Source organism: Streptomyces sp. JNUCC 64 (assembly GCF_054484115.1).
Genome location: NZ_CM137015.1, coordinates 6,331,408 through 6,351,872 on the forward strand (window position 1 = coordinate 6,331,408; position 20,465 = coordinate 6,351,872).

General features: G+C 72.1%; 17 protein-coding genes and 1 riboswitch. Of the genes, 12 read left to right on the plus strand and 5 right to left on the minus strand.

Features of this window, described 5'->3' with window-relative positions:
* The first annotated feature begins 358 nt into the window (after window positions 1-358).
* The gene (locus ACVWNX_RS26055; protein WP_454410418.1) at window positions 359-715 is read left to right on the plus strand and encodes an iron-sulfur cluster assembly accessory protein; all 357 of its coding nucleotides are present in this window, start codon (window positions 359-361) and stop codon (window positions 713-715) included.
* 120 nt (window positions 716-835) lie between these two features.
* Here ACVWNX_RS26055 and ACVWNX_RS26060 read toward each other — a convergent pair whose 3' ends face one another.
* Both ACVWNX_RS26060 and ACVWNX_RS26065 read right to left on the minus strand, forming a co-directional pair.
* Window positions 836-2,461, minus strand: coding sequence for a hypothetical protein (locus tag ACVWNX_RS26060; protein WP_454410420.1), 1,626 nt, complete (start codon window positions 2,459-2,461; stop codon window positions 836-838).
* A 144-nt stretch (window positions 2,462-2,605) separates the two neighbouring features.
* On the minus strand, window positions 2,606-2,827 hold the full coding sequence (locus ACVWNX_RS26065; protein ID WP_454410422.1) for a hypothetical protein: 222 nt from the start codon (window positions 2,825-2,827) through the stop codon (window positions 2,606-2,608).
* 182 nt (window positions 2,828-3,009) lie between these two features.
* Between ACVWNX_RS26065 and ACVWNX_RS26070 the strand changes: the two genes are divergently transcribed.
* On the plus strand, window positions 3,010-3,990 hold the full coding sequence (locus ACVWNX_RS26070) for a carbohydrate kinase family protein (protein ID WP_454410424.1): 981 nt from the start codon (window positions 3,010-3,012) through the stop codon (window positions 3,988-3,990).
* An 820-nt stretch (window positions 3,991-4,810) separates the two neighbouring features.
* Here ACVWNX_RS26070 and ACVWNX_RS26075 read toward each other — a convergent pair.
* Window positions 4,811-6,247: a cysteine desulfurase/sulfurtransferase TusA family protein gene (locus ACVWNX_RS26075; RefSeq protein WP_454410426.1), complete on the minus strand. Its 1,437-nt coding sequence runs from the start codon at window positions 6,245-6,247 to the stop codon at window positions 4,811-4,813.
* Window positions 6,248-6,616: 369 nt separating this feature from the next.
* On the opposite strand from ACVWNX_RS26075, the gene ctaC reads away from it, so the two are divergent.
* From ctaC to ACVWNX_RS26095, 4 genes are all read left to right on the plus strand, one after another.
* Window positions 6,617-7,576 carry an aa3-type cytochrome oxidase subunit II gene (gene ctaC, locus ACVWNX_RS26080; RefSeq protein ID WP_454410428.1) on the plus strand — a complete coding sequence of 320 codons (960 nt, stop codon included), beginning with the start codon at window positions 6,617-6,619 and terminating at the stop codon, window positions 7,574-7,576.
* On the plus strand, window positions 7,573-9,324 hold the full coding sequence (gene ctaD / locus ACVWNX_RS26085) for an aa3-type cytochrome oxidase subunit I (RefSeq protein ID WP_454410430.1): 1,752 nt from the start codon (window positions 7,573-7,575) through the stop codon (window positions 9,322-9,324). Before ctaC ends, ctaD begins: the two co-directional genes overlap by 4 nt.
* Window positions 9,321-9,719, plus strand: coding sequence for a cytochrome c oxidase subunit 4 (locus tag ACVWNX_RS26090; RefSeq protein WP_454410432.1), 399 nt, complete (start codon window positions 9,321-9,323; stop codon window positions 9,717-9,719). The genes ctaD and ACVWNX_RS26090 overlap by 4 nt, the downstream gene beginning before the upstream one ends.
* Before the next feature lie 125 nt (window positions 9,720-9,844).
* Complete coding sequence (locus tag ACVWNX_RS26095) at window positions 9,845-11,113, plus strand: L,D-transpeptidase (RefSeq protein ID WP_454410434.1); 1,269 nt, start codon at window positions 9,845-9,847, stop codon at window positions 11,111-11,113.
* A gap of 219 nt (window positions 11,114-11,332) precedes the next feature.
* On the opposite strand, the gene ACVWNX_RS26100 is transcribed toward ACVWNX_RS26095, so the two are convergent.
* Window positions 11,333-11,734, minus strand: a complete 402-nt coding sequence (locus ACVWNX_RS26100; RefSeq protein WP_454410436.1) for a DNA-binding transcriptional response regulator — start codon at window positions 11,732-11,734, stop codon at window positions 11,333-11,335.
* Window positions 11,735-11,945: 211 nt separating this feature from the next.
* On the opposite strand from ACVWNX_RS26100, the gene ctaE reads away from it, so the two are divergent.
* The 6 genes from ctaE to ACVWNX_RS26130 all read left to right on the plus strand — a co-directional run bounded on the left by ctaE (window position 11,946) and on the right by ACVWNX_RS26130 (window position 19,293).
* On the plus strand, window positions 11,946-12,566 hold the full coding sequence (ctaE, locus tag ACVWNX_RS26105; protein WP_454410438.1) for an aa3-type cytochrome oxidase subunit III: 621 nt from the start codon (window positions 11,946-11,948) through the stop codon (window positions 12,564-12,566).
* A gap of 77 nt (window positions 12,567-12,643) precedes the next feature.
* Window positions 12,644-13,453, plus strand: coding sequence for a cytochrome bc1 complex diheme cytochrome c subunit (gene qcrC, locus ACVWNX_RS26110; protein WP_454410440.1), 810 nt, complete (start codon window positions 12,644-12,646; stop codon window positions 13,451-13,453).
* On the plus strand, window positions 13,450-14,508 hold the full coding sequence (gene qcrA / locus ACVWNX_RS26115) for a cytochrome bc1 complex Rieske iron-sulfur subunit (RefSeq protein ID WP_454410442.1): 1,059 nt from the start codon (window positions 13,450-13,452) through the stop codon (window positions 14,506-14,508). The genes qcrC and qcrA overlap by 4 nt, the downstream gene beginning before the upstream one ends.
* Window positions 14,505-16,145 (plus strand): cytochrome bc1 complex cytochrome b subunit, encoded by a 1,641-nt coding sequence (gene qcrB, locus ACVWNX_RS26120; protein ID WP_454410444.1) that lies wholly within the window; start codon window positions 14,505-14,507, stop codon window positions 16,143-16,145. Before qcrA ends, qcrB begins: the two co-directional genes overlap by 4 nt.
* A 199-nt stretch (window positions 16,146-16,344) precedes the next feature.
* The gene (gene trpD / locus ACVWNX_RS26125; RefSeq protein ID WP_454410447.1) at window positions 16,345-17,409 is read left to right on the plus strand and encodes an anthranilate phosphoribosyltransferase; all 1,065 of its coding nucleotides are present in this window, start codon (window positions 16,345-16,347) and stop codon (window positions 17,407-17,409) included.
* 115 nt (window positions 17,410-17,524) lie between these two features.
* Window positions 17,525-17,641: riboswitch (SAM riboswitch) on the plus strand.
* Between the two features lie 260 nt (window positions 17,642-17,901).
* A complete protein-coding gene (locus ACVWNX_RS26130) occupies window positions 17,902-19,293 on the plus strand; it encodes an aminotransferase class V-fold PLP-dependent enzyme (protein ID WP_454410449.1) in 1,392 nt (463 codons plus the stop codon).
* Here the strand turns inward: ACVWNX_RS26130 and ACVWNX_RS26135 are convergent.
* Window positions 19,239-20,453 carry a glycerate kinase family protein gene (locus ACVWNX_RS26135; protein ID WP_454410451.1) on the minus strand — a complete coding sequence of 405 codons (1,215 nt, stop codon included), beginning with the start codon at window positions 20,451-20,453 and terminating at the stop codon, window positions 19,239-19,241. The genes ACVWNX_RS26130 and ACVWNX_RS26135 overlap by 55 nt on opposite strands.
* Window positions 20,454-20,465 lie beyond the last annotated feature (12 nt).

Below are 20,465 nucleotides of genomic sequence, written 5' to 3' on the forward strand. Positions count from 1 at the left end.
CGGCGGCTCGTGAGGTGGCCTCCGGGCGGGTGGTCCCGGCCCCGGAGGCCCCTTTTCGTCTTTCTGACGTTATCTATCATAACCGCTTCACGTCAGTTTGACGATGGCCCTCATGTCAATGTGACGCATTCCCCGTGGCCCCGTCGCCCCGCCCCGGACCAGGCACGATCCCCGCCCTGCCGACCCCTTCCGCACGGGTGTGCGGAAGACCGGCGAACGTGGTCGCCGCGCCGCGCCGTGTGCGAGCATGGAAGCGCAAGGCACGACGCCGAAGACGCGCGCGGGCCCGGAATGAATCCGTGGCCCCGACGGTTGTTACGTCGGCAAGCAGTCTCCGTACAACCCGGGAGAGATGTAGATGTCCGTATCGGACGAGACCACGACCGCCACCGACGGCATCATCCTGTCCGACGCCGCCGCGGCCAAGGTCAAGGCTCTGCTCGACCAGGAAGGCCGCGACGACCTGGCCCTCCGGGTCGCCGTACAGCCCGGCGGCTGCTCCGGCCTGCGCTACCAGCTCTTCTTCGACGAGCGGTCGCTCGACGGTGACGTCGTCAAGGACTTCGACGGCGTCAAGGTCGTCACCGACCGGATGAGCGCCCCCTACCTCGGCGGCGCCTCCATCGACTTCGTCGACACCATCGAGAAGCAGGGCTTCACGATCGACAACCCCAACGCCACGGGCTCCTGCGCCTGCGGCGACTCCTTCAGCTGACGCGTCGGCCGTCGACCGCCCCCGGGCGGCCGACGGCCCACGTACGTACGGAGGCGGTACCCCGGCCGGGGTACCGCCTCCGCGCGTCCGGGCCGTGGGCCCGTTCCGTAGGGGAAGGGCCTACCGGACGACCCCGCCCTCCGTCCCCGGCCAGCCCTCCGGCGCCCGGTCCGGGATCGGCTCGCCCTTCGCGTCCACGACCTTCCGCGCGCCCAGCGGAGCGTCCAGCCGCACGGTCCGCTCGGCGTACTCCGCCAGCGCCACGCACGCCTGCTCCGGGTCGCCGCTCCAGGTGATCCGCGCGGTCACCCGGTCGCCCTTCTCCTCGGCGCTCGCGGTGTACGTCCCGCAGACCCCGCCCACGTAGTGCAGCACCAGATCGTCGCCCCGGGTCTCGTACCAGGCGACCTCGGTGTCCTCCCGGGTGGTCCGCCCGCCCTCCGAGGGCGGGGTCGGCGCGGGCTCGGGCCGTCCGGCCGGAGCCGAGGGCGACGCGGGCGCCGGGGCGGCGGACGAGTCGCCGGGCCCGGTCAGATGCGCCGGGGAGACCGCCGGATACGTCACCGTGTACGGCGCGCCGGAACCGCCCGGACTCACCTCGAACAGCCAGGACGGCACCAGCACCGGTTCGCCCCCGGAGAGCTGGGAGGAGAGGCCGAACACCGCGCCGGTCACCGCCAGCGACTCCTTGGCCGGGGCCACCGCCGTCGGCTCGCCCCCGCAGGGCACGGAGATCTCGTCCCGGTGCGGTACGGCGGTGGCGCAGCCGCTGACCTCCACCGGTCCGTTCCCCGCCCCGTTCAGCAGCTCCAGCGCCTCCTCCGCGCCGATCACCGGGTAGCTGGCGCCCCGGGCCAGCGCGGCCAGCTGTCCGCTGCCGCCGGTGACCTCCCCGGTGAGGCCGATCCGCAGCCCCGTCGACCAGCCGAAGGTGGGCAGCCCGCCGACCTCGGGGGCGGCGTTCACCACCCGCTCCGACCCCATCACCTGCCGGGCGTCGAGCTTCGCCGCGTCCTGGCCGAGCGCCTTGAGCACCGGCGCCGCCGCGGCCTTCGCCGCCGCCTCGCCGATCGGGGCCCCCTTGGTGGGCGCCCCGGGGACCCGGGGCGCCCGGGGCTCCTCCCGGGTGGCGCACCGGGTCACCGCCTCACAGGCGTCCGGCTCCGTCGCGTACCGGGCGAACGTCCAGGTCCCGGCGCCGTCCTCGGCCACCCGCAGGGAGGGCCCGGCGCCGTCCGCCGCCCCGACCCGCCAGGTCCCGCCCTTCAGCACGGGCTCGCCCGCCACGCCCAGCGCCTTCGCCAGCGCGTTCACCCCGGCCCGCGCTACCGGCGGGTCCGGCCGGTACACGGACGCCTTTCCGGGCCCCTCGGGCAACCGGCCCCGCGCCTCGTACCGGGTGCCGCCGGGGTCCGGCTCCCCGGGTGCGATCCCCGGCCCCTCCACTCCCTCCCGGGTCGTCCCGCTCCCGGCGGGGAGCGTGGCGGCGTGGCCGTCGAGGGAGAGCGGCGGGGGAGCCCCGTTCCGCCCCGGGCTGCCGCCCGAGCCGCCCCCGGAGGCCGCCACCGCCAGATAGGTACCGCCGCCCCCGGCGAGCACCACCGCCGCGACGGCCGCCAGCGCCACGGGGGACCGGCGCCCGGAGGTCCCCCGCGTGCGCCTCGACGGCTCCTCGCGCGGTTCCGGACCGTCGAGGGGGGCGGTGCCGCCGTCCGTGCTGCCGGGGCCGTCCGGGTTGCTGCTCACCGCATCGCTCCTTCGCCTGCGCCACGGGCGCCTCGCGTCCCGCGACGGGGTCGTCGCCCTCGTCCGCCGGGCGGCGGACAGCGGTGGGACGTGCCGGGGCGCCGCGCGGTTCCCGTCCGCGCGCACCGTCACCCGGGCGGGTGTTCAGCCGCGGTGTCCGCCGTACCCGGGGGCCGTGGCCATCGCGTCCACCAGCCGCGCCGAGGCGGCGGGGACGACGACCCCGTGGAGCGGCGGCACCGGACCGGGCGCCCGCCGGGGGTCCGGGGTCCAGTGCGGGACCATCCGGGCGGCCTCCCCGCGCAGCGCGGCGAGAGAGCCCTCGATCTCGTACGGAGCGGGGTTCCGGAAGCGGAGGTTCGTCATGGGGAAACCGTAGGCACCGAACCCCACGGGGGAAAAGACCTACTATCGGGTAGTTTCAGTGCTTCGCCAGGTTCGGACCGTTGCGATGACCGGGTAGCGTGAAGTGTTCACTTTCCGGGTCCCGGCCGTGCCCGGTACGCGGACCCGACCCGCCGCCCCGAGCCCCCCAGGAGCGCCCAGCCGTGCGTATCGCAGTCACCGGCTCCATCGCCACCGACCATCTGATGACCTTCCCCGGAAGGTTCGCCGAGCAACTCGTCGCGGATCAGCTGCACACGGTCTCCCTCTCCTTCCTCGTCGACACCCTCGACGTCCGGCGCGGCGGGGTCGGCGCCAACATCGCCTTCGGCATGGGGCAGCTGGGCGCCCGGCCGGTCCTGGTCGGCGCGGCGGGCTCCGACTTCGACGAGTACCGGGCCTGGCTCGACCGGCACGGGGTGGACACCGGCTCGGTCCGCATCTCCGAGGTGCTGCACACCGCCCGGTTCGTCGTCACCACCGACGCCGACCACAACCAGATCGGCTCCTTCTACACCGGGGCCATGAGCGAGGCCCGGCTCATCGAGCTGAAGGCCGTCGCCGACCGGGTCGGCGGGCTGGACCTGGTCCTCATCGGCGCCGACGACCCGGAGGCCATGCTCCGCCACACCGAGGAGTGCCGCAGCCGGGACATCCCGTTCGCCGCGGACTTCTCCCAGCAGATCGCCCGGATGAACGGCGACGAGATCCGGATACTGCTGGACGGCGCGGCCTACCTCTTCTCCAACGAGTACGAGAAGGGCCTGATCGAGGCCAAGACCGGCTGGAGCGACGAGGAGATCCTCGGCCGGGTCGGCCACCGGGTCACCACCCTCGGCTCCCGGGGCGTCCGCATCGAGCGGAGCGGACAGGACCCCATCGAGGTCGGGGTGCCCGAGGAGGACGCCAAGATCGACCCGACGGGCGTCGGCGACGCGTTCCGGGCCGGGTTCCTCTCCGGCCTCGCCTGGGGCGTCGGCCTGGAGCGGGCCGCGCAGGTCGGCTGCATGCTGGCCACGCTGGTGATCGAGACCCTCGGCACCCAGGAGTACCAGCTGCGCCGGGTCCCCTTCATGGAGCGCTTCACCAAGGCGTACGGGGACGAGGCGGCGCGGCAGGTCCAGTCCCACCTGACCTGCCCGTGACCCACCCCCGCTGACCCGTGCGGCCCGGGCCGCACGGGTGGGCACCCCCCTCCGGCCTCCGGCCGCGCCCCGTGACGTCCGCCCGCGCCGGTGCGGGCGGGTGCTCCCGCCTCTCCGTCCTCCGGGCGCGCCCCGAGAACGGCCGCCCGCGCAGTTCCCCGCGCCCCTGCCGGGCCCGTCCGGGTGGCGCCCCCGCCCCGCCGCCGCTCCCGCGTCTCCGGCTTCCGCGTGCGGGTCCGCCGGGGTACTCGCGCCGTTCCCCGCGCCCCTTTCGGGGCCCGCTTGGGGCTGTGTGGTGGGTGCGCTCCCGCGTCTCTGTCTTCCGGGTGCGGCTGGTGGGCGGCCGTTCGCGCAGTTCCCCGCGCCCCTATGGGGCGCCCTTGGTGGGGTGCGTTGTCCCGCCAGGGCCCCGCGAGCGGAACAACGCACCCCACCGGAGCACCCTGAAGGGGCGCGAGGAACGGCGCGAGCAACCTCCCACGGCAGTGAGCCGAGCACCGGCCGTTGGGCCCCGTCAGGGGCGCGGGGAACGGCGCGAGCAACCCTCCACGGCAATGAGTCGAGCACCGGGCGAAGAGCCCCGCCAGGGGCGCGGGGAACGGCGCGGGCAACCCTCCACGGCGGTGAGCCGAGCACCGGGCGGTGGGCCCCGTCAGGGGGCGCGGGGAACGGCGCGGGCAACCCTCCACGACAGTGGGCCGAGCACCGGGCGGAAGGCCCCGGAAAGGGGCGCGGGGAACTGCGCGAGTACCCCGGCGCACCCGCACCCGGCAACGAACCGCCCCGGCACCGCGCGCACCGCCGGACCCGGTACGGGACCTCAGACCACCCGGACCACCCGGTAGGCGAACCCCCGCACCGCCGGGGATTCGCCGCCGTACCGCTGCCCCCGCATCTCGCACCAGGCCGGGATGTCCAGCCGGGCCGCCTCGTCGTCGGCGAGCACCACCACCGTCCCGCCCACCGGCACCCGTCCGATCACCTTCGCCAGCTCGATCACCGGCAACGGACACCGCTTCCCCAGCGCGTCCACCACCAGCTCGCCCCCCGCCCCGTCCGGCTCGGCCCCGTCCGGACGGGAGACCTCGGCCACCGGGGAGGCCGGGTCACCGCCGCGCACCCGGGGCTCGCCCCCGCCGAGCGCCCCGCGCACCGACTCCACCACCCCCGGCAGCACCGCCAGGAACCGTTCGACCTCCTCCGCCGGGGTGCCGACGGGCAGCGACACCCGGACGTTCCCCTCGCTGAGCACCCCCATCGCCCGCAGCACATGGCTCGGCGTCAGCGTGCTGCTGGTGCACGAGGAGCCGGAGGACACCGAGAACCCGGCCCGGTCCAGCGCGGACAGCACGCTCTCGCCGTCCACGTACAGACAGGAGAAGGTGACGAGGTGCGGCAGCCGCCGCTCCGGGTCGCCCACCACCTCCGTGTCGGGCACCAGCGCGGCCACCCGCTCCCGCAGCCGGGCGGTCAGCTCCCGCAGCCGGGCCCCCTCGGCCTCCGCCGAGTCCCGCACCGCCCGCAGCGAGGCCGCCGCCGCCACCACCGCCGGGACGTTCTCGAACCCGGGCGCCCGCCCGGACTCCCGCTCGTCCAGCGGACCGCGCGGCGCGAACCGCGTCCCCTTGCGCACCACCAGCAGCCCCACCCCCGCCGGGCCGCCCCACTTGTGGGCGCTCCCGGTCAGCAGCGACCACGGTCCGGGCACCGGACCCCAGGCCAGCGACTGGGCCGCGTCCACCAGCAGCGGCACCCCGGCCGCCCGGCACCGCTCGGCCACCTCGGCCACCGGCTGTTCGGTGCCCACCTCGTGGTTGGCCGACTGGAGGCAGGCCAGCGCGGTGTCCGGACGCAGCAGCTCCCCGTACGCCCCGGCGTCCACCGCGCCGGTGCGGGTGACGGGCGCCCGGGTGACGCTCCCCCCGGCCGCCTCGTGGACCTCGGCCGCGTGGAGCACGGAGGAGTGCTCGACCGCCGACACCAGCAGCCGGGAGCCGGCCCGCCGCCGTCCGGCGAGCGCCCCGGCGATCCCGTCGTGGACGGCCCGGGTACCCGAAGGGGTGAACACCAGCTCGTCCGGACGGCAGCCCACGGCCTCCGCGGCGGCCTCCCGGGCGGCGTCCAGGAGCAGCCGGGCCCGGCGGCCCTCGCGGTAGAGCCGGGCGGGGTCGGCCCACCCCTCGTCCAGGGCGGCCTGGAGCGCCTGCCGGGCGACGGGGTGCAGCGGGGCGGAGGAGGCGGCGTCGAAGTAGGGCACGCCCGTACGGTAACCCTTGCCCCGAAGCGTCCCCGTCCGGCCGGGGGACCCGCCGTACGGGGGACGCGCACCGTCGCGGGGGAGGGGTCGGAAGGGCCGTCAGAAGCGCCCCGGACGAAGCCGATCCAGTGGCCCGCCAACGCCGTGGAAGCCTCCCCTCCGTTCCCCGGCCGGGCCCCCGACCAGCGGCGTACCACCCCTTCGGGGAGTCGGACGGCGCGTTGGGCACCCTCCCCGCGCGACCCCAAATAGCGTCCAGTAGGGTTTGGTCCGCATAAACATCCAAACCCCTGCCCGACGCAGGGCGGCGACCGACCAGCGAGAAGGCCGCAGCCGACCGCGCGGGCGAGACTCTCGGGAAGGCGCTACGTGAGTCCCAACGGCTCCGACCGCTCGCCGCGGCGCCCGATGCGGCGGAAGCTGCTGCAGGCACTGACTGCGGGCGTGGTCCTGGCGACCGCCACCGGTTGCACATACAAGGACTTCCCCCGCCTGGGTATGCCCACCCCGGCCACGGAGGAGGCGCCCCGCATCCTCTCTTTGTGGCAGGGTTCGTGGGCCGCCGCGCTCGCCGTCGGCGTGCTGGTGTGGGGTCTGATCCTGTGGAGTGTCTTCTTCCACCGGCGCAGCCGCTCCAAGGTCGAAGTTCCCCCCCAGACCCGGTACAACATGCCCCTCGAGGCGCTGTACACCGTGGTTCCGATCCTCATCGTCTCGGTGTTCTTCTACTTCACCGCGCGCGACGAGTCGAAGCTCCTGGCACTGGAGGACAAGCCCGCCCACGTGGTGAACGTGGTCGGCTACCAGTGGAGCTGGGCCTTCAACTACGTCGAGCAGGTGCCCGGCGTCACGGGCGACGCGAAGACGGACAAGAACCTGGCGGGCATCCCCGACCGGTACAGGGAAGACTTCCCCGCCAACGCGGGCGGCGTGTACGACTACGGCATTCCGGGGACCCGTAACCCCGAGAACAACAACCCCGGCCCGACGCTCGTCCTGCCCAAGGGCGAGAAGGTCCGCTTCGTCCTCACCTCGCGTGACGTCATCCACTCCTTCTGGGTGGTGCCGTTCCTGATGAAGCTGGACGTCATCCCGGGTCACACCAACGCCTTCGAGGTCACCCCCAACAAGGAGGGGATCTTCATGGGCAAGTGTGCCGAACTGTGCGGCACCGACCACTCGCGCATGCTCTTCAACGTGAAGGTGGTCTCCCCCGAGGAGTACCGCCAGCACCTGAAGGACCTGGCGGACAAGGGCAACACCGGTTACGTCCCGGCCGGCATCGAGCAGACGAAGCACGAGAAGAACCGGGAGACGAACCAACTGTGAGCATCCTCAACGATCCTCAGGGTGCCAAGACGGCCGACGACTCGTACGAGAACGAGGTGCCGGTCCGCCGCAAGCAGCCCGGCAACGTCGTGGTCAAGTGGCTCACCACCACCGACCACAAGACCATCGGCACGCTCTACCTGGTCACCTCGTTCGTCTTCTTCTGCGTCGGTGGCGTCATGGCTCTGGTCATGCGCGCCGAGCTGGCCCGTCCCGGCACGCAGATCATGTCGAACGAGCAGTTCAACCAGGCGTTCACGATGCACGGCACGATCATGCTGCTGATGTTCGCGACGCCGCTGTTCGCGGGCTTCGCGAACTGGATCATGCCGCTCCAGATCGGCGCCCCCGACGTCGCGTTCCCGCGGCTGAACATGTTCGCCTACTGGCTCTACCTGTTCGGCTCGCTGATCGCGGTCGCGGGCTTCCTGACCCCGAACGGCGCCGCCGACTTCGGCTGGTTCGCCTACTCCCCGCTCTCCGACGCGGTCCGCTCGCCGGGCATCGGCGCGGACATGTGGATCATGGGTCTGGCGTTCTCCGGCTTCGGCACCATCCTCGGCTCGGTCAACTTCATCACCACCATCATCTGCATGCGCGCCCCGGGCATGACGATGTTCCGCATGCCGATCTTCACCTGGAACGTGCTGCTGACCGGTGTGCTGGTCCTGCTCGCCTTCCCGGTGCTGGCCGCGGCGCTGTTCGCGCTGGAGTCCGACCGCAAGTTCGGCTCCCAGATCTTCGATCCGGCCAACGGCGGAGCGCTGCTCTGGCAGCACCTCTTCTGGTTCTTCGGCCATCCCGAGGTCTACATCATCGCCCTGCCGTTCTTCGGCATCATTTCCGAGGTCCTGCCGGTATTCAGCCGCAAGCCGATGTTCGGCTATTCCGGCCTCATCGGCGCGACCATCGCGATCGCCGGCCTCTCGGTCACGGTGTGGGCGCACCACATGTACGTCACCGGTGGCGTGCTCCTCCCGTTCTTCTCCTTCATGACGTTCCTCATCGCGGTTCCGACCGGTGTGAAGTTCTTCAACTGGATCGGAACGATGTGGAAGGGCTCGTTGTCCTTCGAGACCCCGATGCTCTGGGCGATCGGCTTCCTGATCACCTTCACCTTCGGTGGTCTGACCGGTGTCATCCTGGCCTCGCCGCCGCTCGACTTCCACGTCTCCGACTCGTACTTCGTGGTCGCGCACTTCCACTACGTCATCTTCGGCACCGTGGTGTTCGCGATGTTCTCCGGATTCCACTTCTGGTGGCCGAAGTTCACCGGCAAGATGCTGGACGAGCGCCTGGGCAAGATCACGTTCTGGACGCTGTTCGTCGGCTTCCACGGCACCTTCCTGGTCCAGCACTGGCTGGGCGCCGAGGGCATGGCCCGCCGGTACGCCGACTACCTGGACGCCGACGGCTTCACCGCCCTGAACACCATCTCCACGATCAGCTCGTTCCTGCTCGGCCTGTCGATGCTGCCGTTCTTCTACAACGTGTGGAAGACCGCCAAGTACGGCAAGAAGGTCGAGGTCGACGACCCGTGGGGGTACGGCCGTTCGCTGGAGTGGGCCACGTCCTGCCCGCCGCCGCGGCACAACTTCGTCACCCTGCCGCGGATTCGCTCCGAATCCCCGGCGTTCGACCTGCATCACCCGGAGATCGCCGCGCTCGACCAGCTGGAGAACGCGGGCGGGCACCTCGGCCCCGGTTCCGGTGAGGCGCTGGCCGGCGGCAAGGAGGCCGGCAAGTGAAGATCCAGGGAAAGATGTTCATCTGGCTGAGCGTCTTCGTGCTCGTCATGGCGATCGTCTACGGCGTGTGGTCGAAGGAGCCGGCCGGTACCACGGCGCTCTTCCTGACCTTCGGCCTGTGCATCATGATCGGCTACTACCTGGCCTTCACGGCCAAGCGGGTCGACACGGGCGCGCAGGACAACAAGGAGGCCGACGTCGCGGACGACGCCGGTGAGGTGGGCTTCTTCAGCCCGCACAGCTGGCAGCCGCTCGCGCTCGCGGTCGGCGGCGCGTTCGCCTTCTGCGGCGTCATCTTCGGCTGGTGGCTGCTGTACTTCTCGGCGCCGATCATCCTGATCGGTCTGTGGGGCTGGGTCTTCGAGTACTACCACGGTGAGAACCAGAACCAGTAGCACCCGCTGAGCACCCGTACGGGGCCCGGACACTCCTCGCGGAGGTCCGGGCCCCGTCGCGTCCCCATACCCCAGACGGCTCACCTGCCGCGCCCGACACGCCGGACGTTCTTAGGCTCGGCCCCATGAGCCACTCACCGCGAACGCGTACGGTCTCGCACTGCACGACGCTGGTGGTCGCCCTGGTCGCGGGTGCCACCGCCTGTGGCGGCGCCGCCGATCATCCGCTCTCCGCCGCCCCCTACGACGCGGCGAGCCAGGTCGTGCTGGGCCGGGGGACGACCGGGGGCGCGAAGCTCGATCCGGACCGTCCCCTGGAGATCACCGCCAAGCCGGGCGGGGGCGGCCGCATCACCGACGTCACCGCGACCGACGCGACGGGCCGCTACGTGGCGGGCGAACTCTCCGCCGACGGCACCCGGTGGCGCAGCACCGTCCCGCTGGCCGCCGGAGCCCACTACACGGCCCGGGTCAGCACCGAGGACGCGGACGGCTCGCCCGGCCGCCGGGTGGTCGCGTTCGACACCGGTGTCCCGGCGAAGAAGCGTGAGTTGAAGGTCACGTTCGGCCCCGACGAGGGCGTCTACGGGGTCGGCCAGCCCGTCATCGCGGAGCTGAGCGAGCCCGTCACCGACAAGAAGACCCGGGCCGCCGTGGAGCGCGGCCTCAAGGTCGAGTCGCTGCCCGCCGTCGAGGGCTCCTGGTACTGGGTGGACGACCAGGTCCTGCACTACCGCCCCAAGGAGTACTGGCCCGTCAACGCGACGATCCGGGCGCGCAGCACCCTGGACGGCATCAAGGTCGGGGAACGCCTCTGGGGCGGCGACAACGCCTCGTTGAAGCTCACCACGGGCGACCGGATCGTCGCCGTCGCGGACGTCTCCTCGCACCAGATGACGGTCTACCGCAACGGCGAGGAGATCAACACCATCCCCGTCACCGCGGGCAAGCCCGGCTTCGAGACCCGCAACGGCGTCAAGGTGGTGCTCGGCAAGGAGTACTTCGTCCGGATGCGCGGCACCAGCATCGGGATCGCCGAGGGCACCTCGGAGTCGTACAACCTCCCGGTGTACTACGCGACCCGGGTCACCTGGAGCGGCGAGTACGTCCACGCGGCGCCCTGGTCCTCGGGGTCCCACGGCTACGCCAACGTCAGCCACGGCTGCGTGGGCATGAGCACCGGCAACGCGGCCTGGTTCTACGAGACCGTCCGTCCGGGCGACCTGGTCAAGGTCGTCAACAGCTACGGCGAGGACATGGACGCCTTCGGCAACGGCTACGGCGACTGGAACCTGGACTGGAAGGAGTGGCAGGAGGGCAGCGCCGTCACCGGCGCCGCGGGCCCCCGTACGCCGCCCCCGGCCCAGCAGGCCCGGCTGCGCCCCCAGACGTGAGCGACCCGGTCTGAGGGCCCGGTCCCGGGCGCCCGCCCGTGACGCGCCGCCAGAGCCGGGTCCGGGGTCCGGGGCTCCCCGGCCCCCGCGCGTCCGCCCGTGACGCCCCCGGCCGCGCCATACGGGCGGCCGGGAGGGGACGCGGGTCCATGGCCCCGGGGTCCGGCGGAACGGGCGCGGACACCGGACCGACGGCCGCAGGGTGGTCCGGCGATGGGCCTACGCGCCGACGGCCAGCCTGCTGCGCAGCAGCCCGGCCAGCGCCTCGGCGAACTCCACCGGTTCCACCGGCAGGGTGACGGCGGCCTCGGCCCGGCTCCAGGTGGCCAGCCAGGCGTCCTGGGGGCGCCCGATCAGCAGCAGCACCGGGGGGCAGCGGAAGATCTCGTCCTTGATCTGACGGCAGACGCCCATCCCGCCCGCGGGCACCGCCTCGCCGTCCAGGACGCACACGTCGATCCCGCCCCGGTCCAGCTCCTTGAGGACGGCGGGGAGCGTGGCGCACTCGACGAACTCCACGGGCGGCACGTCCGCGGCCGGCCTGCGTCCGGTCGCCAGCCGCACCTGCTCCCGGGTGTTCGCGTCATCGCTGTAGACCAGCACCGTGGCGGTCGGCTGCATTGTTCCTCCGAGTGCTCAGCGCCCCGGAGCCTGCCTGGCCCGGGGCTGGGGGATGCCTGGGACGGGAACCGCTGGGGCGGATGCTACTCCCTCGGACACCCCGTCAACACCGGTTCGGACACCCTCGCGATGGGCCATCCGGGCAGCGCACAGCGGGTGGACACACCGAACGGCACCCCCCGGAGTGAGGGCGAGATAAGCGACCGACATAATGTCGGTCGTGGCGACAGCAACGACAGTAGAAACCGGGCCCGCGCACCCGTCGGTCAATCGGCCGAACCTCACCAGCGTCGGAACCATCATTTGGTTGAGTTCCGAGCTGATGTTCTTCGCGGCCCTCTTCGCGATGTACTTCACCCTGCGATCGGTGACCGGTCCCGACTTCTGGAAGGAACAGGCGGCAACCCTGAACCTTCCGTTCTCGGCCACGAACACCACGATCCTGGTGCTCTCCTCCTTCACCTGCCAGCTCGGCGTTTTCGCCGCCGAGCGCGGGGACGTGAAGAAGCTCCGGATGTGGTTCATCGTGACCTTCGTCATGGGCGCGGTCTTCATCGGCGGTCAGATCTTCGAGTACACGGAGCTGGTGAAGGAGTACGGCCTCTCGCTGTCCTCCGACCCGTACGGCTCGGTGTTCTACCTGACCACCGGCTTCCACGGACTGCACGTGACGGGTGGCCTGATCGCCTTCCTCCTGGTCCTGGGGCGCACCTACGCGGCCAGGAGGTTCACCCACGAGCAGGCGACCGCCGCGATCGTCGTGTCCTACTACTGGCACTTCGTCGATGTCGTGTGGATCGGCCTCTTCGCCACGATCTACTTGATCAAGTAATCGGGCCGCGCCCCCAGGGGGGCCGCTCCCGACAACCAGAAGCATCGACGCAGAAGATCCTGACACCGGGGTAATCCGTGAAAAAGCTCTCCGCACGACGACGCCACCCGCTGGCGGCTGTCGTCGTCCTACTCCTCGCGCTGGCGGCCACCGGGGGGCTGTACGCCGCGTTCGCACCCGCGGGCAAGGCGCAGGCCGACGAGACCGCCCAGTCCCTCGCCATCGAAGAGGGCAAGAAGCTGTACGCCGTCGGCTGCGCCAGCTGCCACGGCACCGGCGGCCGGGGCACCACCGACGGTCCGCCGCTGGCGGGCGTCGGCGCGGCCGCCGTCGACTTCCAGGTCGGTACCGGCCGGATGCCGATGGTGTCCCAGGGCGCCCAGGCCCCGAAGAAGAAGAAGGTCTACACGCAGGCCCAGATCGACCAGCTGGCGGCCTACATCAGCACGATGGGCGCAGGCCCCAGCGTGCCGACGGAGAAGCAGTACAGCATCGAGGGCGCGGACATCGCCAAGGGCGGCGAGCTGTTCCGCAACAACTGCGCGCAGTGCCACAACTTCACCGGTCAGGGCGGTGCCCTCACCAAGGGCAAGTACGCCCCCAGCCTCGAAGGCGTCAGCCCGAAGCACCTCTACGAGGCGATGCAGACCGGGCCCCAGAACATGCCCGCCTTCCCCGACACGACCATGCCGGAGAAGGACAAGCGGGCGATCATCGCCTACATCGACGCGGTCAACGGTGACAAGACCGTCTACAACGGCGGTATGAACCTCGGCGGGCTCGGCCCGGTGAGCGAGGGTCTGTTCGCCTGGATCTTCGGTCTGGGCGCGCTGATCATCACCGCCATCTGGGTCGCCGCTCGGACCGCAAAGGCCAAGAAGTCATGAGTAGCCAAGACATTCCAGAAGAGAACCTGCCCGCCGCGCAGGACCACGCCCACGGCTCGGTCGCCCTGGCCGACACGGAGAACCCGTTCGCGGACCCGGGGCTGCCCCCGCACGAGCACCGCATCCAGGACATCGACGAGCGGGCGGCCAAGCGGTCCGAGCGCACCGTCGCCCTGATGTTCGTGCTGTCGATGCTGGGCACCGTCGGGTTCATCGCCGCGTACCTGACCATCCCGGTCGACAAGGCGATCTACGTCTGGCCGATCGGGCACACCAACGCCCTGAACTTCACGCTCGGCCTGACCCTCGGCGTCTCGCTGTTCCTCATCGGCGCGGGCGCGGTCCACTGGGCCCGCACCCTGATGTCCGACGTGGAGATCGCCGACGACCGTCACCCGATCGCCGCCTCCCCGGAGGTCAAGGCGAAGGTCATGGCGGACTTCCGGCAGGGTGCCGAGGAGTCCGGGCTCGGGCGCCGCAAGCTGATCCGCAACACGATGTTCGGCGCCCTGGCGCTGTTCCCGCTCTCCGGCGTCGTGCTGCTCGGCGGTCTGGGCCCGGCGCCCGGCACCAAGCTGCGCCACACCCTGTGGGCCAAGGGCAAGCTGCTCGTCAACATGAACACCAACGAGCCGCTGCGTCCCGAGGACATCACCGTCGGCTCGCTGACGTTCGTCAAGCCCGAGGGCCTCGACGAGCACGACCACAGCTTCCTGGTCGAGATCACCAAGGCCGCCGTGATGATCGTCCGGCTCCAGCCCGGTGACATCAAGGACAAGCAGGAGCTGGAGTGGTCCCACGACGGGATCGTCGCCTACTCCAAGGTCTGCACCCACGTCGGCTGCCCGATCAGCCTGTACGAGCAGCAGACGCACCACGCGCTCTGCCCGTGCCACCAGTCCACCTTCGACCTCTCCGACGGCGCCCGGGTCATCTTCGGTCCCGCCGGTCACCCCCTTCCGCAGCTGCGGATCGGTGTGAACAAGGAGGGTTACCTTGAGGCGCTCGGCGACTTCGACGAGCCTGTCGGTCCGGCCTTCTGGGAGCGCGGATGAGTACCACGACGACCACCGAGACCGACGCACGCCGGGGCAAAGCGCCCGCCGGCGAGCGGGTCGCCGACTGGGCGGACGGCCGGCTGGGGATCTACTCCCTGGCCAAGGCCAACATGCGCAAGATCTTCCCGGACCACTGGTCCTTCATGCTGGGCGAGGTCTGCCTCTACGCCTTCGTCATCATCATCCTGACGGGTGTCTACCTGACGCTGTTCTTCCACCCGTCGATGAACGAGGTGGAGTACCACGGCCCGTACGTGCCGCTCCAGGGCCAGCTGGTCTCCGAGGCGTTCAACTCCACCATGAAGATCTCGTTCGAGGTCCGTGGCGGTCTGCTCATCCGGCAGATCCACCACTGGGCCGCGCTGATCTTCCTGGCGGGCATGTTCGCGCACATGATGCGCGTGTTCTTCACCGGCGCGTTCCGCAAGCCGCGTGAGGTCAACTGGGTCTTCGGCTTCCTGCTGTTCGTCCTCGGCATGTTCACCGGTTTCACCGGCTACTCGCTCCCGGACGACCTGCTGTCGGGCACCGGTGTCCGCTTCATGGAGGGCGCGGTCCTGTCCGTGCCGATCGTCGGCACGTACCTGTCGTTCTTCCTGTTCGGCGGGGAGTTCCCGGGGCACGACTTCGTGGCCCGCTTCTACTCCGCGCACGTGCTGCTGCTGCCGGGCATCATGCTGGGCCTGATCGTGGCCCACCTGATCCTCGTCATCTACCACAAGCACACCCAGTTCCCCGGCCCGGGCCGGACCCAGAAGAACGTCGTCGGCATGCCGCTGATGCCGGTCTACATGGCCAAGGCCGGTGGCTTCTTCTTCCTGGTCTTCGGTGTCATCGCGGTCATCTCCGCGCTGGTCACCCTGAACCCCATCTGGTCGATCGGCCCCTACCGTCCGGACATGGTGTCCACGGGCGCCCAGCCGGACTGGTACATGGGCTTCTCCGAGGGCCTGATCCGTGTCATGCCGGGCTGGGAGATCAACTTCGCCGGGCACACCCTCGTCCTGGGCGTGTTCATCCCGCTGATGGTCTTCCCGCTGGTGCTGGTCGCCATCGCGGTGTACCCGTTCATCGAGTCCTGGGTCACCGGTGACAAGCGCGAGCACCACCTGCTGGACCGCCCGCGCAACGCGCCGACCCGGACCGCCGTGGGCGTCGCCTGGATCACCTGGTACGTGATCATGCTGATCGGCGGCGGCAACGACCTCGTGGCCACGCACTTCCACCTGTCGATCAACTCGATCACCTGGTTCGTGCGCATCGCGTTCTTCGTGGGACCGGTGCTGGCCTTCATCGTCACCAAGCGGATCTGCCTCGGCCTCCAGCGCCGGGACCGGGACAAGGTGCTGCACGGACGCGAGTCCGGCATCATCAAGCGCCTGCCGCACGGCGAGTTCATCGAGGTCCACGAGCCCCTCAACCAGGAGCAGCTGCACACGCTCACCCAGCACGAGCAGTACAAGCCCCTGGAGCTCGGCCCGCTGGTCGACGAGAACGGCGTCGAGCGCAAGGTCTCCCCGCTGGAGAAGCTGCGCGCCCGGATGTCGAAGAGCTACTACGGCGAGCAGGGCCAGATCGCCAAGCCCACCGTCGAGGAGTACAAGGAGATCCAGGACGGCCACGGCCACCACTGATCTCCCACGGCCGGGGCCCCGCGCGGGGGTCCCGGCGGTCGCCACCCGGAGGGCCCCGTCCACTGCACGGACGGGGCCCTCCGCGCGTTCCGCTCCTGGATAGGGTGGAGCGCAACGGGCCCCGGCCGGACGACGGACGGGGCCGTCCACCGTCCGCCGCGCGGCCCGTCCCGCCGCGGCCCACACCCGGGAGCGACCCATGAGCGCTGTGACCCACGCCGGAGGCGACACCACGGCGGTCCGTTCCTGGCCGCAGGTCCTGAACGCCCTGCTGTCGGGCGAGGACCAGAGCGCCGACGCCACGGCCTGGGCGATGGACCGGATCATGAGCGGCGAGGCGACGGACGCGCAGATCGCCGGGTTCGCGGTGGCGCTGCGGGCCAAGGGCGAGACCGTCGAGGAGATCACCGGACTGGTCCGCGCCATGTACCGGCACGCCCGGACCATAGAGGTCCCCGGGCCCGCCGTGGACATCGTGGGCACCGGCGGCGACGGCGCCCGGACCGTCAACATCTCCACCATGTCCGCGATCGTCGTCGCCGGGACCGGGGCGAAGGTCGTCAAGCACGGCAACCGCGCCGCCTCCTCCGCGAGCGGCGCCTCCGACGTGCTGGAGAAGCTGGGCGTCAATCTGGAGCTGACGCCGGAGCGGGTGGTCGAGGTGGCGGAGGAGGCCGGGATCACCTTCTGCTTCGCGGTGAAGTTCCACCCCGCCCTGCGGTACGCGGGCGCCGCCCGCAAGGAGCTGGGCATCCGGACCGTCTTCAACTTCCTCGGCCCGCTCACCAACCCCGCCCGGGTGGGTGCCCAGGCCACCGGGGTCGCCGACGCCCGGATGGCGCCGGTGGTCGCCGGGGTGCTCGCCGAGCGGGGCACCTCCGCCCTGGTCTTCCGGGGCGACGACGGACTGGACGAACTGACCACCACCGCCACCTCCCGGGTCTGGACGGTCCGCGACGGCTCGGTCGCCGAGCAGCCCTTCGACCCCCGTGACGTGGGCATCGACCTGGTCCCGGTGGAGGCGCTGCGCGGCGCGGACGCCTCGTACAACGCCGATGTGGCCCGACGGCTGCTCGCCGGGGAGACCGGGCCGGTGCGGGACGCGGTGCTGCTCAACTCGGCCGCCGCGCTGGTGGCGCTGGCCCCGGGCGGCGGTCCGCTCACCGACCAGATCCGCACCGGCATCGCCCGGGCCGCCGAGTCCATCGACTCGGGGGCGGCCCGCCGGACCCTGGAGCGCTGGGTCGCCGTCAGCAACGCCTGAGCGCCTCCCGCTCCGCTCCCTCCGGCCGTCCCGCACCCGCGGGGCGGCCGGACGCGTGTCCGTGATCCGGGACGGGGTAGTGCGTCCGGGGGAACGTCTGGCATGATGCATCCCAGGTCATGAGTGACAGCGCATCGGCCCCGGCCTGCTGTCCGGCAACCCTCCGTCCGTGGCGGGGTGCCCCGGGTGAAGACCAGGCCGTAGGCAGCGAGGTCTACGGCAAGCGCGGACCCCTCGCGTCTCCAGGGGTCCTGGTCGTCGAGGGAGCGGTCTCGTGAGCAAGCGAATGCGATAGGGCGCAGCGCCCCACCTCCGCGCACGCCCTGTCCGGTGTGTTCCTTTCACCCTTTCTCCGCGTCTCCACGCCGATTCCCCGGCCGGTTCCGCACGCGCCGACGCGCGTCCGCGATCCGCCGCCGGACGCCGTGCCGCCGTGCGCTCCGCGCTGCCCCGGCATCGGCCGACGCGCCCTGCCTCACCCGGGAGTCCGTCATGTCCGCACGTGCCACCACCGCCGACCCCGTCTGCGCCCCCGTCGCCGCCGAGCCCCTGCTCCCCGTCCTCGGCCGCGACGTCACCGTTCCGCTCGTCACCGGCGGCGAGGTCGACTACGCCGCCCTCGACTACGCCGCCAGCGCCCCCGCGCTCCAGCGGGTCTGGGACGACGTCGCCGCCTACGCGCCCTACTACGGAAGCGTCCACCGGGGCGCCGGTTACCTCTCCCAGCTCTCCACCGACCTCTTCGAGAACGCCCGCCGCACCGTCGCGGAGTTCCTCGGCTGCCGCGAGGGCGACCAGGTCGTCTTCACCCGCTCCACCACCGACTCGCTGAACCTGCTGGCCGCCGCCCTGCCCGCGGACTGCCAGGTCTTCGTCTTCGAGACCGAGCACCACGCCTCCCTGCTGCCCTGGCGCGACGCCCGCGTCACCTACCTCGACGCCCCCCGCACCCCGGGCGAGGCCGTGGACACCCTGGAGCGCGCGCTCGCCGCCCGCGACCCGTACGGGCCCGCCCTGGTGTGCGTCACCGGCGCGTCCAACGTGACGGGCGAACTGTGGCCGGTGCGCGAACTCGCCGCCGCCGCCCACGCCCACGGCGCCCGGATCGTGCTGGACGCCGCCCAGCTCGCCCCGCACCACCCGGTGGACGTGGCCGACCTCGACGTGGACTGGATCGCCTTCTCCGGCCACAAGCTGTACGCGCCCTTCGGCTCCGGGGTGCTCGCCGGACGCGCCGACTGGCTGCGCGAGGCCGAGCCGTACCTCGCCGGGGGCGGCGCCTCCCGCCGGGTCTCCCGGCGCGCCGACGGCGGGGTGGACGTCGAGTGGCACGACAACGCGGCCCGGCACGAGGCCGGTTCGCCCAACGTGATCGGCGCCTACGCCATCGCCTCCGCCTGCAAGGCGCTCACCGAGGCCGGGTTCGACCGGCTGGTGGCCCGGGAGCGGGTGCTGATCGACCGGGTGCGGGCCGGACTCGCGGAGATCCCCGAGGTGCGGGTGCTGTCGCTGTTCGGCGACGACGCCCCCCGGGTCGGGGTCATCTCCTTCGTGGTGGACGGCTGGAACAGCTCCCACCTCGCCGCCGCGCTCTCCGCCGAGTACGGGATCGGCGTCCGCGACGGACTGTTCTGCGCCCACCCGCTGGTGCGCACCCTGCTCGGCACCGACCCCCGGGACCCGGGGGAGTGCGGGGCGCCCGAAGCCGCGCCGGGCGAGCGTTCGCTGAACGCGATCCGGGTCAGCTTCGGGGCGGGCACCCCCGACGAGCACGTGGAGCGGTTCGTCCGGGCGGTGCGGGAACTCGTCACCGACGGCGCCCGCTGGAGCTACCGCACCGAGGACGGGCGCTGCGTGCCGGACCCCGCCGGCACCGCCGCCTGAGGCTCCCCGCCCAGCCGGGTGCCGAGCTGGATCATCCGCAGGGCGCGCTCGGTCGCGTCGGTGAGGAACTCCCCGCCACGGCCCAGCGCCTCGGTGAGGGAGACCGGCGCGGGCATGATCGAACCGTAGGCGTCGACGCCGACCGAGCGCACCTGGTGGGCGCCCTCCCCGAGGGTGCCCGCCAGCGCCAGCACCGGCCGTCCCGCCAGCTTGGCGCGGCGGGCCACCTCGGCGGGCACCTTGCCGCGCGGGGTCTGGTGGTCCAGGGCGCCCTCGGCGGTGACCACCAGATCGGCGCGGGCCAGCCGCTCGTCCAGACCCAGCCGGTCCAGCAGCACGTCGAAGCGGGGCAGCAGTTCGGCGCCGAGCGCGGCGAGGCCCGCGCCCAGCCCGCCGGAGGCGCCCGTCCCCCGGCCGTGGCACAGGTCCGCGCCGACCCGCAGGTCCCGGGTGAGGACGTGCGCCCAGTGCTCCAGCGCGGCGGCGAGGTGCTCGACCTGCTGGGGCGTGGCGCCCTTCTGCGGGCCGAAGACCCTGGCCACCCCGCGCTCCCCGCACAGCACGTTGTAGGGGTTGCAGGCCACCCGGATCTCGGTGGCGGCCAGCCGCGGGTCCAGTCCCGCCGGGTCGATCCGGTCGAGGCGGGTCAGGGCGCTTCCGCCGCGCGGGAGTTCCCGGCCGTCCGCGTCCAGCAGCCGGGCGCCGAGGGCCTGGAGGGCGCCCGCGCCGCCGTCGGAGGTGCCGGAGTCGCCGCAGCCGACGAGGATCCGGCGGGCCCCGGTGTCCAGGGCGGCCCGGATCAGCTCGCCGACGCCGTAGGTGGTGGTCGCGCCCGGGTCCCGCAGGTCGCGCGGGACGAGGGAGAGTCCGGCGACCGCCGCCATCTCCACCACGGCGGTGCCCTCGCTGTCCCCGAGGAGCGCGAAGTGGGTGCCGATGCGGTCCCCGGTGGGGCCGGTGGCGCGCAGCGGGACCAGCCGTCCGCCGGAGGCGGCGGCCAGCGCCTGGGCGGTGCCCTCGCCGCCGTCGACCAGCGGGATCAGATCGATCTCGGCGTCCGGGACGACCCGGCGCACCCCCTCGGCGATGGCCTCGGCGGCGGACTCGGCGGACAGCGACTCCTTGAAGCCGCTCGGGGCGACGGCGAAACGGGTCAGCATGATGGGTGCTCC